Raw genomic sequence first — 12,684 nt, 5'->3', positions numbered from 1 at the left:
CCCTGTGGAACTGATTTTTTTGCTTACTGTTTAATAAAGTACTGCAATACTTTACTAAATCTTATGAACCCAGTCTTTGTGATTGGGTTTTTATTTTCCGTATTTGGCAATTCTTGTTTGAGCGCATTCGTAGCTTACCCCAAACAAATCAGCAATTTCAGAAACCGTCATATAGTGAAAACGCTCGATGCTACTGTCAGGTAATAGAAGCCGCCCTGCAAATTCATTTGCCTGCCATTCAGCATTGCAATAAATTTTAGTATTGCTATCCACTGGTCGAGCAAATCCTATCTGTTCCTTATGTATAACACCGTGCGCTAATTCATGAGCAACTGTAAAGCGATCTCGCCCATTACCATCACAAGCTCCATTATAGACACTTTCCCTTAAAAGAATTTCTCCGGTTGGTAATGTTAGTCCTAACGTTCCCGTCATTTCATGATCCGGTATAACGCGAAATTTTTCGTAACCAAATTCTAAAAGAGATATAACATCAACGGCTCCGTTAGAATCTATCCATCCATACTTATCAGCTATTTCACGAATAGCTTGAGTAATTGAGTCTATTTGTTTTTTTGACATAGGGCTAACTGAAAACCCTTCGTTATAAAAAATTGAACTCACTATTTGACCCCTTTTAATAAATTTAATAATTCTTGTTTTTTAGTATCATCAAGCTCATTAAAATTCCGACAAAATGCTCCTACAATCATTTGATCTAATGAGTTTTGAGGGATTGTAATCGTGCTTTGTGTTCTTGTTGTATCAACTGACTCAAATAAGCGCTCTTTATCCTGTTCTGAAAAACTGAAGCTATTTACAAGCTTTTGCTCAATACCTTGCGGAATTGGCTTATTTCCATTTTCAATAGATGATAAAAATGCAGAACTAAAGCCTAAAGCGTCAGCCATTTGTTTTAATAGGATCTTATTGGCGCGCCGATACCCCCTGATAAATTCTCCAAAATTAGTCTTTTTCATATTTTTCTCCTAGTAGTACGCTAACAATAAGTTAACCTTGAGGTTTAATTTAACCTGCAGATTAATTTTTGTCAACAGTTATATTCTGAAAAAACAAAAAAACGCCCTTTCGGACGTTAACTGCCATCGGAATTATGCCAATGTACTGTGGGCAACTCATCACCCGTTTGCTCAACCACAAGCAATTTGCCAAAAGGGCTTGTGTAAACAATTTGAGCCTGATTGCCGTTGCGTAATGTGACAAAGCCTTGCGATTGCTCGTGCAAGCGTTGTTTGAGTAAATACCCCTCAAGCTCCCAGAGTTTTGCAAAGGCATTTTGATAAGCAATTTGCTCACCAATCTTGGCGTCATAGTTTTGCTTATCTGCACACGCACTGGTACCAACCAGTTTAAAACCATTTTTAAGGGTAATGGTGCAAATAGTCAGTAAATCTTGATGTACATACTGAGTATTTACGACTAAGCTGTCTAAATAGTCTTTTGTTAGTTTATTCATTTTATTTTGCTCCTTGTTTGAAAATTGCGGCTAAATGATTTGGGCTAAATCGCCAGCCCTCATCACCGCCATTCATTGCATTCGCACACCACTCGCTGCAAAAAAATTTGTCGCGGGATTGTGGGATAAAGAACACCACACCTAACGCCCCAAGCCAGTCATAGCGTTTGCCTTGGGTTTGCTCAAAATAGCGTTTAATTTGATGCTCGGTGATGCCATTGAGCGGGATTAAATCCCATTTGCCACTATCTAAATCAATCTCCTTGCTGCGCACACCACCATCTCTGGTAGAGCTAGAGTAGCATTGGTAACGCTTGCGCCAATCGTATTGCCCCCATTTATCAAAGGTCTCGATTGCTATCTCACAATGCGAGTATTTGCCCTTGGTGAGCTTGCGTGTCAGCCAATCGCCTAATCGAGCCTTTAGCGCTCCAAAGCCCTTACCACTGCGATTGCCCTTATACAAGGCTAAATAAACTTGATTAGCCATTAAAAACCTCCTGCCAACCTGTGCTGTAGTCATAATCTAGCGGGTTTTCCGCCGCCAACATTGCTGCGCGATGACGCTCTGCATTAGCAAAATCCGCTTGCTCGTGTGCAAACATTGCGAGTGATAACTCATTTAGTAAATCTTTTGTCATCTCGACAAAGCTGTTATCCATCGTTTTCCATTGTGTTGGTGGAAAATCTGGGAGCGTGCGCATAAAGGTGTACTGCTGACGACTTGCGTCATCAGAATGAAACCATTTATCCACACTTTTTACATAGACACCAGATCGACAATTTTGATAGCGTTTTTGTTTGATTTGTTCCCACATTTGAGTTTGTTGTTCAGCTTTTAATGCCTCTCTATCAACTTCAAGCACAATAACTTGGCCATTTTGATAAACTGATTGTGGGTCTAACAGTTGATTTTGCAATGTTTCATCAGCTTCTATATAAGAGAAATCCGAGTAATTTTGCTTTGCAAATTCAATTAACATTTCTAGCGTATCAGCATGAATACCAATAACTAACGATGTTATTCTTTTTCCGTTTTTATCTAAAATAATGATGTACTTCTTATCCATTTTTTATTTCCCGATTGCTGTCCAGTAAAATCCATCAAAATTTCCGCCATTCCACCATGAAAAAACCCTAAACGATTGATTTGTAAGATTATGTACTCCAGTATCAATATAATGACTATTATCTCCATCGACTCCCCTAGCAGCTGCAGTTAAAGAAATATTAAATATTTCTGTAAAAGAAATCGGAAAAGTTACTGTCGCATAAGAACCACTCAATGATGATTTAGAAAGAAAGCCCCATTGCAGAATCAAACCATTAGGCATCCGACACCAACCATTTTGTGCTAAATTTTGCGTGAATTGGCTTTCATTTGCTTTATTTAATGCTTCAACAGCTTTGTCATACGCTGTTTTAACGCCCCTTGCTGTTGCGATTTTATTTTCAGAGTTATCATTCACTACTGAGGTTATAGGTGGCAGTGGCTTAAAAACAGTCCAGTTGCTGTGTGCAAACCCCTGATAGCCGTTTCTTACCCAAAATTCAGCATTTCCGTTCGCAGTGTGAGGGATATAAATATCTGCAAATCCACTATTTGTTGCACCTGTTCTAATCGCAATTCCACACCCATAATTATGTGCTTGTTGTAAATCGCTTGGTTTTTCATACCCGGCTGATCTATAAAACTGGGATTTTCCGTTTGCAGGTATCGAATAGGGACGTACATTCTGGGAAGAATCAGCATCTAATATTCTGCCCTCAATTTTAGTATTTAAGCTTTTTAGAGCTTTCAACGTCGGAGCTTTGTTTTCAGCATTGCTGTTTGTTTCATTTGAAAGTTGTACTATCCCTGCTTGTGTTGTAGTAGCTGCTGTGGGTGTGTATTGAGTTGGAATAGCACGTGAAACTTGGAGAATTTGCTCAGCTAGAGTTTTTCCTGCTTTGGCAGTTAATGCAAGTGTTTCACTGTTTGAATCAGTTGCATTAGTTAATTGTACTTGCCCGATCTGTGTTGTGCTAGCACGTTTGTTTGCTAGTGTTTCTAATTGTTGTTTAAGATAGAGCGTACGTGCAGCAAGTTGTTTTGCTTGTCGATTTGCAATGCCGTTTTCTCCGCCAACCACTGGATCTGAGGTTTCTATTTGATAAATACCTGTTTCCCAGCTGGGACTAACTTGAAGATTTGCCATGTTTTCTGTTCCTTCTATAATTAAAAATTAGGTATGCCATCACGCTGTACCAAAAGAAAATTCCCCATTAAACGTAGCCGTAGCGTTATAACGTAATGCGGTTTCACGATAATCAAGGGCGACTAACTGACAACGAGCGGGAGCAAAGTAACGTAATATTTGTCGCAATTGTTGTGCTTGATCACGAGTAATAATCTTTCTTAACACTACTACATAACTTGCCCATGCTGTTGGAGCGTTATGAGTAAAAATTCCACTATAGTTAATTTCCCCGTTATATTTTTTATTGTTTAGTCCCTCAATGATTTCTACTTCACCAAACCCTAATTGACGAATAACTTGGCGAATAGCATAAGGTGTTCCTTTATAATGATGTAATTCAACGGCTTGTTTGATTAAATTGCGTTTTGCAGTTTCACTTTCAGCTAAATCCCATCCATCTTCGCCTATTACTGACCATTTTTCAGCAAGCAAAAAGAGGTATTCTGTTGGCATTAAATCAATAAAATTAGTCAGTAGTTGATGTTGTTTTAGTTGATACAGAGATAAACCTAAATCGGCTAATGCACTAAATTTTTTATCTTTGGCAATCATATTTGGATAAACTAATTTAGCCATTTTTTACCTCTCCTAAACTAATTTGAACCTCACTACATTCCGCCCATCGGTTTGAGGCGACTTCAATTAAGGCAGGAGACGTTAAATGCACGTTATAGACGCCTTCAACTTTTAAAATGCTTTGAATTTCAAGTGGAATAATATCAATACCCAATTTTTTACTACGATTAGATAGATAATGGCGAATCGCAAGATTTGCTCGAACAAGAACATCTTGTGCGATAAAACCTGAAAATAAATCTAAACGGGCGTTAATTTGATAATTGATTTTTTCTGGTGCAACAACCTCAACGTTATCGCAAAGAGGACGAACATTTTCAGCATTTAATGCTTGTTTAATTTGTTTTAATAAACTCGCTGAAGGTAAACCATTTTTGGTTAAGACTGTGATTTGTACTGTACCAGCAATTGGTGTTGAAATAACGACATCGGCAATAGAGGGAGAGACACTAAAGGTGTGATAAGTATAAGCCCCGATAGAACCACAGGTTGTTAATGCTTCAGGAGCAAGTAAAATACGTTTACGATAATCATCATCAGATTCTGTAATAATTCCACCTGAACTTACATCTAAATTACTCGCGGTTAAAGCTGGATTAACATTGACAAGTTTTTTTACTTGTCCAATTTGCCAATCATTACCAATTTCTCCTGTTAAATTAGCGATAGCTTCAACATCAGTATATTGTTGATTGCGTGCAATTTTAACCGTTGTAAGGGTCGAAAAGTATAAAGTATCAGTGGCAAAAACTTTTGTCCCTTTTTCAATAGTGAGATCATCATGTTCACCGTTAAGACTAAAACGAATAAGACAACGAGCAGCTTGATTTTCTAGGCGATGACAACCAATAATCTCTCCACACAGATCTAATGCTAGCCCTGTTGCAAATTGTGGAAATGTTTGTAAAAACGCTTCATTAATACCTTTACGTACTAAAAATTCACGGTAGGCATAAGTTTGAATAATAGAACGTTCAATATGAGCGGGTTGCAGGGTTTTACCCGTGCGGTTTTCGTAATCTGTAATAGTTTCCGTAAGGATTTTTTGCAGATCATCATCGACTATTTTAACATCAGTTGCTTGAATCTGTTTCATTTAACTAGCCTTGATTTCTGTAATGTATAGTTGTTGAGAAACATCATCGGTTACAACCCATTCCAGCATAAAGTAAAAATGGGGAGCGGTACCTGTGATACGGATATTTTCAATCTGAATACGTTTTTCCCAAGTTTGTAATGCTAAGACAATTTCTCGGACGATATTTGGAATAGCAATATCTTCAGGCTGGTCAAGATATTGAAAATGATCACTGCCAAAATCAGGACGTAAAATATCACTGCCTTTTATGGTATTGAGAATGTTGGCAATACAAAGATGAATGTCTTCAATACCCTGAATAATAGATTGTGTTTCATTATTCGGGGCAAGTTGCCAATGTGTCGTTAAGTGAGTATGTGTATTCATAGCCCTGATATTACAGGACAAGAAAGGAAATTGATTTTAAAGTAGTTTAAAGATTTTTATTTGGCGACACTTGTATCATTACCGTCGCCTTGCTCAGTATGCACGTGTTTTTTCAGACTGATATTATCGGCTGTAATATCACCACCTTGTGTTTTAAGTGAGCCATTGATCACCGCCGTTGTACCACCAGAACCGCCGTTACCCGTCATGCCTTGCATGTAGGTTAATGAGCCTTCTACAAGCAAGTTGCCTGTGGTTTTTGTCTCCGAGCAATCAAGCGTGATTAGGCTAGGGGATTTGACTAATACCGTTCCCACCGCATCAATTACCACATCACCTGTTGCGCGATTGTGTGAGATGATTGTGCCATTTTTAAATTTGAGCATAAACACCTCACTGTCTGCCACAGGCACAGGATCTTGTTGGTTATAAATTGCTCCTAACACACAACCGCCCTCACCGCGTGCATCGAGGAGTATTGCGACCAATGCGCCTACGTCGGGCAGACAATAAAACTGATTACCGCCTGCATTGGGAGTAAGATAAGAAAGCCACGCCGTTTCTAAGTTATCTAATGCAGGTAACACACAACGTACTTTGTGTGTTTTAGGATCGATTTGACTAATAATCCCTTCTTGATAAGTCGCTGAAAAATTATGGGAACATAAATTAGTTAGCATTCGCTTTCTCTCCAACAAGATTAATTAAGGCAGACATCGTTTGCTGATATGTTTTAGGCTGGTGTGGTGTTTGTTTAATAATTTCTTTCACGTTTTTTGGTTGTGATGTTTTTTCCTCAACAATATTATCGGGGATAAATTCCAGCATTCTCACCTCAATTTCAGTGGTAAAACCAGAAGAACGGGTTAAATGATGGCGTGAAGAGGTAATTAAATACTTGCCACTAAATACACCGAGTTTACGCAATCGTAATGTATTGCCTGCGACTAATTTAGGATCACCTAGTAATGTGATTGTACCTGCTTGTCTATCTTCATTTTGTTGTGCTAATGCTGCATCAGTCATTGCGTTAATTTGCTCTTGGCTTTCTCCTCGAGTCGTAATATTCAATGTATCCCCATTTGAGATAGCTGCTTGTTGAATAGTTTGACGTTGTATTGATGCCTCTTTGGATTGTTTTAATACTTTCTTACCATTACTATCAAAGCCTGATACATTGACTTTTTTCACCGTATCTCTAATGCGATCTCGCAAGCGAATAGTTTTAATCTGTTCTGGTTCTAAGGTTAATACACTTTGACGTTCAATAAATGTCGCTTTGTCTGTAAAAACTAGCTGTTCACCCACAATCTTAAAAGAATGATGATAGGTCCTAGCCAGTCGAGTAAGAAATTCTAAATCTCGCTCTTGATACTGAGTAACGCGCACAATTGGAATAGGTTTTATCTGTCCAATTACTTTTAACTTCATACGTTTAGCGATAGTAGCAACAACTTGAGCTAGGGTTGTATTTTCATATGCTTTTGGTTTTAATGTACGATAGCTTTTTGAAATTCCTGTACTTAATGCACGAATATGAATTTGTGAGCTGGGATAAAGATACTCAATTTCATCAATCTCAAAATCCCCTAGATTGACTAATGGCGAACCTTTATAGCCTAATGAAAGGCTGAGTTTATCACCTTGGGTTGGAAACCAACTTCTAATCCATTTACCATCAGGATCGGTAAATTCAAGTGACAGTTCATCGCTTTGCCCTTCTAAATAATCGGTATAACTAATAGAAAGTAAATATGGTTCAAGGTCAGCAGTAATATTCGTTTTTTGATAAAACAACGAAAAATCAGGTGTTGGTATATTAGATTTATTCATTATTTTCCCTTAGCCAAGGTGGCATAGTATCATTAGATGTAGGTGTTACAGTCAAAACAGGAATAAATACAGTAACCCCAACAGGTAACACTTCATAAAAAGCGAGTTGAGGGTTTGCATCAATAATGTGACTATATAGCAACGGATCACCATAATAATGGTAAGCCAGATTATCCCAGCGTTCGCATTGTTTAACCTGATGAATTAAAGCTGTTTTACCAGTATTATCCATTGCGTATTTCCTTTGGCTTATACAGTTGTGATTGCTCAACAATCTCTTTAGATAGGATTTCATCTTGTCGCAATACGACAAAAGCCCCCATTTTTTGTACTGAAGCGGAGAGATTATTGATTGTTTCTAAGGTGTTATCTAAGGCATTTGAACCTAGATTAAGTAAATCCTCCAGATTTTCCAGATTAAATTCAGATTGGAAAATATGGCTAGTTTGTTGCAAATAATGATGAGTTTGTGCAACGCCTTGCGTAAATTCACCAACTACACTTAATCCATCTTGTAGTTGGCTAAACGTCTGTTGCATACCAACTAGTTCACCAATACCACCTAATGCAGAATTTAGATCACTGACCACATTTGGTAGTTGAGCTAACGCTAATTGTGGTTCGTGAACTAAATTTTGCATAACGCTAACCGTGTTACGTACAGCATTAAGCGTTCGCATTGTCTTTTGAAAAGTTTCAACGCCTTTTTTTAAAGTAGCTTTAGCTTGATTCAGGGTTTTGATCACGTCTTTAGGGATAATTGAACCTAAAATATCGTCCTTCCCTTTTTGAAGGGCTACACCTTGTTTTGGTGGTTTAATTTTCCCCGCATATTCTTTGAGTTTGAGTGATATTTCCCGACACAATACATTACCGTATTGATCGGTAAATACTGTGGTTGAGTTCAATTCAGTAATAACGAAATAACCAATGAATTTTCCCCTACCAAAGATGAATGCTAATGCTTGTTGACTATTTTTAGCAGATAATAATGCTTGATAACGTTGTTCAACTTTGCCAAGTTGATAATGTAATCTTACTTCAAGATTTTTTTCTGCCAAATTTAAACCCATTGCTTGCAATAAGGGTCTACCTTTTAGCACTGGATGTTCGGCAAAGTTGGCGCTTTGAGTTTCACTAAAAGCGGTGAGGTTAATCGGTTCAAGAATAACTTTACCTAGCATTAGATACATTAATAGGCTCTCCGACGTTTTTGATCTTGTACACGTTCTAACAATCGTTCAAACTCAGTTAAACTCATATTTAACCCTTGTTTAACCTGATTTAAAACTGCACTATCTTGGTGAGATGTAAGGTTAATAGTAGGATTAAAATTAATATTAAATACCCTTGATGGTTCTTGTTGTGCTGAATTTAGGGGGGAGGTTACACTCTCAGAAAGAGGACGATAGTTACTTCTAATTTGTTCATTACTTTCTTGATTTGCAAACTCGGTGCTGATATCTAATTTTTTAGAAGATTGAGTAACTGATTGGGCAAGATTATCACTGGCTTTATTGGCTAACGCTGTTTTTTGAGTGATCCCGATTGCTAATCCTTCAACGGTATTTTGACCAAACCCCATAAATACACGGCTAGGACTATGAATACCCAGTTTTTCTTTAAACCAATTTTTTACTCCTGTACCTAATTCACTGACTTTCTCTTTGGCTGTATTCCACGCATTACTGATCCCATTCACTAAACCATCAATAATATTTTTACCAAATTCACTAAAATTATTTGGTAACTCAATACCAAACCAGCCCAATACTTTACTAAAGGCTTTGTAAAACAAGCCAAATGGCGACCAATTAAGAATAGTTTGGGTGATATTTCCAATGCCTGAGGTGAAAAAGTCTTTCAAATTTTGCCAAAGATGAGAGAAAAAGCCTTTAATCGGTTCCCAATATTGATAAATGAGATAAGCGGCACCTGCAATGGCAGTAACAATTAATAAAATGGGATTGGCTAACATGGCACGACCTAAAGCAAAAACAGCGGTTTTCACTACACCAAAAGCTTTTGCTAAGCTACCTGCACAACCGCTTAATTGTAGGATTTGAGCGGAGACGTGCAGTGCTTTAATACTGTTTAAAGCAATATTTACGCCGTTGAAAGTTGAAATCAGTCCACTAAATAAGAATTGTACCCCTAAGGTTGCGACTTTTAAGCCAACCAGTCCTGATACAAATCCCATCAAACCTTTAACTAAAGTTGGGTGTTGTTCTGCCCAGTTGGTAATAGATTTAACCATTGGCTTTAAGTAACTAACGAATTGATTTACTGCAGGTAAAACTGTTGAACCAATAGTAATCGCTAATGCTACAACATTATTTTTGAGGGTTTGAAGTTGAGCAGAAGTAGTTGCCGCTCTAGCAGAGAACTCTTTCGACATTGAACCAAGATAACTTGCTTGCCCATTTTGATCGGTTTGTTTTAATAATCCTAATTGTTTTTCAAGTACATTGACGTTACCTGCTAATAAACTGACATCATCGGCATATTCTAAGCCGAAAATATCAACCAATATGCCAGTGCGTTGCGATTTTGGCAGTTTCGCCACTTTATTGAGAAAATCGACCAAGGCTTTTTCGCCATCTTTAGCAATATTTGCTTTCAGTTGTTTGGCTGAAATCCCAATAATACTTAAGGCTTCTTGAAATTTCTTTCCGCCTTTATCTGCGGTTGCTAATTTCGTCAACATACCATTAATGGCTGTCCCTGCGACTTCAGCAGGTTTCCCCAGACTGATAAAAGCAGAAGATAAGGCTGTAGCAGCATTTTGTGTTAAACCAAAATCTTTCGCTGTTCCACCAATTCGCCCTAGTACTTTAACAATTTGTTCCGCTTTAGCTGGGCTATTGTTGGATAGTTCGTTTATCGCATCACCTAGTTTGTCAATTTCGTTAATCGGGATGGCGTAAACGTTGGCAAGTTTCGCCATTGCATCAGCTGATTCATCTGCCGACATATCAAAGGCAACTGACATTTTAGCAATGGTTGTGGTGAAGGCTTTTAAATCTTTTTCAGCAACGCCTAATTGCCCACCTGTTGCCGTGATGGTAGCGAGTTGCTCTGCGGTCATAGGCAAAGTATTAGTTAGTTCTAAAATCTCTTTGCTCAGTTTTTTAAAGCCTTCTGGCGTATCAAAATCTACCACTTTTTTCACATCCGCCATTGCACTTTCAAAATCAATGGCAGCTTTAATTGGAGCAGCGGCACTTATGGCAAAACCTAACGTGCCAAGGGCTTTACCTTTTAGTTCTTGGCGATAGGCGTGTTGGTCTTGTTGCTTGATTAAAGCTTGATTTAATTTACTTTGTATTGCTTCAGCACGCTTTAGTGCATTGGCATAGGCAAGCTGGTTTTGTTCGGCAAGTTTTATTTGTTGGCTTAAACGGCGATATTGAGTAATGGCATTGGCAAGGTTACTGCCAGACATTCTAGCCTGTGTAACTGCTTGCACAGCTTCTTTTTGGCGTTGTTTTAACTTGACTAATGCAGCACTTAACCCTTGTTGACGTTCTGTACCTTTGGCTATGGCTTGATTAACTCGCTTTAAAGCATTTTCAGTTTTACTAAAGGCGGCTTGAAAGCCTGATTGTAAACTTGCACCTATTACTAAGCCGATTGCTAAATTATTTGCCATAAGCGTGTACCTATGTTAGAAAATGACATAAAATTCTTTATTAAGGAAAATCAATGTTGAATAACTTTTACGATTTGATAGAGAGTGTTTACCTGTTATTTGCTGATTGGAAAAAGCAAGGTTTAGCAGAAAAAAGCCTTAAAATTTGTCTGCTAACTTTGCTGATTGGAGGCATACTTTGGATTAGCTGGCTTTATTGGGCAAATGTTATTCCGATGTTAACAGGCAATCTTTTCAGTAGCATTATCTTAGCTTGTCTATTGATCGCACTTTACTGTTTGATTTTACTCGGATTAAGCTTTATTTATTTACCACTGATTACAGGTATCTCCTTTATATTCGGTGGTATCATTTGGCTTGGTGAAAAAATTTATCGAAAAATTTGCCCATAACCTGCTTTAATTTGTCTTTGCATTTGCTTTACCCATTTAGGAATATCGACTAAATCCATCTCCATTAACTCGCTTGGAGAAAAACCAAACCACCAAGCGAGATCAGCAAATACTTCATCAAGATCGCTTATTTGTCTGACTTTCCCTCATTAATTAACTTAGTAATAAGCTCTCCAAGTCCCAAGATATCTTTTAAATCCATCTCATCAACGTCTTCTGGAAGTAAATTTGAGAGACGGACAATGAAAAATCTATTAATTTTGTAATTGTCTTTTTCCATATCAAATTGTTGACTTTCAAAAGCAGCTTGATCACTTCCTTTAATCCGTCGTAAAACAACTTCTTTAATTTGAGTGCCGTCTGGTTGAGTAATTGGATAACTTAACGTGTAGGTTGTGTATGCTTGAAGATTTTTAAGTAAAGTCGTGGCTTGATTCATAAAAAATTCCTTCATAGTTTCATCATTAATGCCTTGTTATTAGGAGTTTAATCAATTTGAATTGAAATAGATTTTAAACTTGTTTAAAGAATGGCTACCCAATGTTAGTGCGGTATTTTTGTAAAACATCTTTGCCATCAATCCGTAAGATATTGGCAAAGGCATCATAGAATAAGATTTCTTTACCGCCGACACTTTGTTTAATTGAATAGACTTCACAAGTATCTTGGTGTTCTGTTGCTTCTTTCGGTTTTATAGAACCGCCAGTGGTTTTAGAAAACTGAACATTCATAATGGTTACCATTGATTGCTCATCAATTAAGCCTTGAGAATTAAAGGCTTGTAGATTAGAGCGAATCATTAATTGTTGGTTTTTCATTGGATTATAATTCTGGCGACGTATATCAGGATAAAAGCTTTGCCAAGTGATTTCTGCCTGAAGTGCATTTAATCCTGCTGGCAGTTTAATTGTGCCGATTAACCCTAAGCTTTTGTGCTCAATTTGCTCAAACTCAATATCAGGAAGTTTAACTTCTTTGGCTTTGCCTAATAATGAATTACCATTTAAGTAAACGTTAGCATTGACAATTTGATTGATTGCGATACTCAT

General features: G+C 37.6%; 18 protein-coding genes. 1 reads left to right on the top strand and 17 read right to left on the bottom strand.

Going from position 1 to position 12,684, the window contains the following annotated elements; all coding sequences use genetic code 11:
* Window positions 1–90: 90 nt before the first annotated feature.
* The 14 genes from CEP47_RS03320 to CEP47_RS03255 form a co-directional block, all read right to left on the bottom strand.
* Window positions 91–582, bottom strand: coding sequence for an ImmA/IrrE family metallo-endopeptidase (locus CEP47_RS03320; RefSeq protein WP_261919416.1), 492 nt, complete (start codon window positions 580–582; stop codon window positions 91–93).
* 41 nt (window positions 583–623) lie between these two features.
* Window positions 624–980 carry a helix-turn-helix domain-containing protein gene (locus tag CEP47_RS03315; protein ID WP_261919417.1) on the bottom strand — a complete coding sequence of 119 codons (357 nt, stop codon included), beginning with the start codon at window positions 978–980 and terminating at the stop codon, window positions 624–626.
* Between the two features lie 116 nt (window positions 981–1,096).
* The gene (locus CEP47_RS03310; RefSeq protein WP_261919418.1) at window positions 1,097–1,477 is read right to left on the bottom strand and encodes a Gp49 family protein; all 381 of its coding nucleotides are present in this window, start codon (window positions 1,475–1,477) and stop codon (window positions 1,097–1,099) included.
* A gap of 1 nt (window position 1,478) precedes the next feature.
* The gene (locus tag CEP47_RS03305) at window positions 1,479–1,967 is read right to left on the bottom strand and encodes an enoyl-CoA hydratase (protein ID WP_261919419.1); all 489 of its coding nucleotides are present in this window, start codon (window positions 1,965–1,967) and stop codon (window positions 1,479–1,481) included.
* Window positions 1,960–2,547 (bottom strand): DUF4376 domain-containing protein, encoded by a 588-nt coding sequence (locus CEP47_RS03300; protein ID WP_261919420.1) that lies wholly within the window; start codon window positions 2,545–2,547, stop codon window positions 1,960–1,962. The genes CEP47_RS03305 and CEP47_RS03300 overlap by 8 nt, the downstream gene beginning before the upstream one ends.
* A 3-nt stretch (window positions 2,548–2,550) precedes the next feature.
* A complete protein-coding gene (locus CEP47_RS03295) occupies window positions 2,551–3,675 on the bottom strand; it encodes a phage tail protein (RefSeq protein ID WP_261919421.1) in 1,125 nt (374 codons plus the stop codon).
* A gap of 39 nt (window positions 3,676–3,714) precedes the next feature.
* Window positions 3,715–4,293, bottom strand: coding sequence for a phage tail protein I (locus tag CEP47_RS03290; RefSeq protein ID WP_261919422.1), 579 nt, complete (start codon window positions 4,291–4,293; stop codon window positions 3,715–3,717).
* On the bottom strand, window positions 4,286–5,389 hold the full coding sequence (locus CEP47_RS03285) for a baseplate assembly protein (RefSeq protein WP_373463120.1): 1,104 nt from the start codon (window positions 5,387–5,389) through the stop codon (window positions 4,286–4,288). Before CEP47_RS03285 ends, CEP47_RS03290 begins: the two co-directional genes overlap by 8 nt.
* Complete coding sequence (locus CEP47_RS03280) at window positions 5,390–5,758, bottom strand: GPW/gp25 family protein (protein ID WP_261919423.1); 369 nt, start codon at window positions 5,756–5,758, stop codon at window positions 5,390–5,392.
* Between the two features lie 56 nt (window positions 5,759–5,814).
* On the bottom strand, window positions 5,815–6,438 hold the full coding sequence (locus CEP47_RS03275) for a phage baseplate assembly protein V (RefSeq protein ID WP_261919424.1): 624 nt from the start codon (window positions 6,436–6,438) through the stop codon (window positions 5,815–5,817).
* Window positions 6,428–7,591: a phage late control D family protein gene (locus CEP47_RS03270; protein WP_261919425.1), complete on the bottom strand. Its 1,164-nt coding sequence runs from the start codon at window positions 7,589–7,591 to the stop codon at window positions 6,428–6,430. The genes CEP47_RS03275 and CEP47_RS03270 overlap by 11 nt, the downstream gene beginning before the upstream one ends.
* Window positions 7,584–7,823, bottom strand: a complete 240-nt coding sequence (locus CEP47_RS03265) for a tail protein X (RefSeq protein ID WP_261919426.1) — start codon at window positions 7,821–7,823, stop codon at window positions 7,584–7,586. The genes CEP47_RS03270 and CEP47_RS03265 overlap by 8 nt, the downstream gene beginning before the upstream one ends.
* The gene (locus CEP47_RS03260; RefSeq protein ID WP_261919427.1) at window positions 7,816–8,784 is read right to left on the bottom strand and encodes a phage tail protein; all 969 of its coding nucleotides are present in this window, start codon (window positions 8,782–8,784) and stop codon (window positions 7,816–7,818) included. The genes CEP47_RS03265 and CEP47_RS03260 overlap by 8 nt, the downstream gene beginning before the upstream one ends.
* A complete protein-coding gene (locus tag CEP47_RS03255; RefSeq protein ID WP_265482670.1) occupies window positions 8,784–11,243 on the bottom strand; it encodes a phage tail tape measure protein in 2,460 nt (819 codons plus the stop codon). The genes CEP47_RS03260 and CEP47_RS03255 overlap by 1 nt, the downstream gene beginning before the upstream one ends.
* 53 nt (window positions 11,244–11,296) lie before the next feature.
* On the opposite strand from CEP47_RS03255, the gene CEP47_RS03250 reads away from it, so the two are divergent.
* Window positions 11,297–11,635, top strand: a complete 339-nt coding sequence (locus CEP47_RS03250) for a hypothetical protein (RefSeq protein ID WP_261919429.1) — start codon at window positions 11,297–11,299, stop codon at window positions 11,633–11,635.
* Here the strand turns inward: CEP47_RS03250 and CEP47_RS03245 are convergent.
* From CEP47_RS03245 to CEP47_RS03235, 3 genes are all read right to left on the bottom strand, one after another.
* Complete coding sequence (locus tag CEP47_RS03245) at window positions 11,614–11,766, bottom strand: GpE family phage tail protein (protein ID WP_261920996.1); 153 nt, start codon at window positions 11,764–11,766, stop codon at window positions 11,614–11,616. The genes CEP47_RS03250 and CEP47_RS03245 overlap by 22 nt on opposite strands.
* Window positions 11,763–12,074: a phage tail assembly protein gene (locus CEP47_RS03240; protein ID WP_261919430.1), complete on the bottom strand. Its 312-nt coding sequence runs from the start codon at window positions 12,072–12,074 to the stop codon at window positions 11,763–11,765. The genes CEP47_RS03245 and CEP47_RS03240 overlap by 4 nt, the downstream gene beginning before the upstream one ends.
* A gap of 94 nt (window positions 12,075–12,168) precedes the next feature.
* Window positions 12,169–12,684: a phage major tail tube protein gene (locus tag CEP47_RS03235; protein WP_261919431.1), complete on the bottom strand. Its 516-nt coding sequence runs from the start codon at window positions 12,682–12,684 to the stop codon at window positions 12,169–12,171.

The sequence above is a fragment of the Mergibacter septicus genome, assembly GCF_003265225.1.
Taxonomy (GTDB): domain Bacteria; phylum Pseudomonadota; class Gammaproteobacteria; order Enterobacterales; family Pasteurellaceae; genus Mergibacter; species Mergibacter septicus.
Note: the sequence above shows the minus strand (reverse complement) of the source record. Positions and strands in the feature narration are given on the sequence as shown.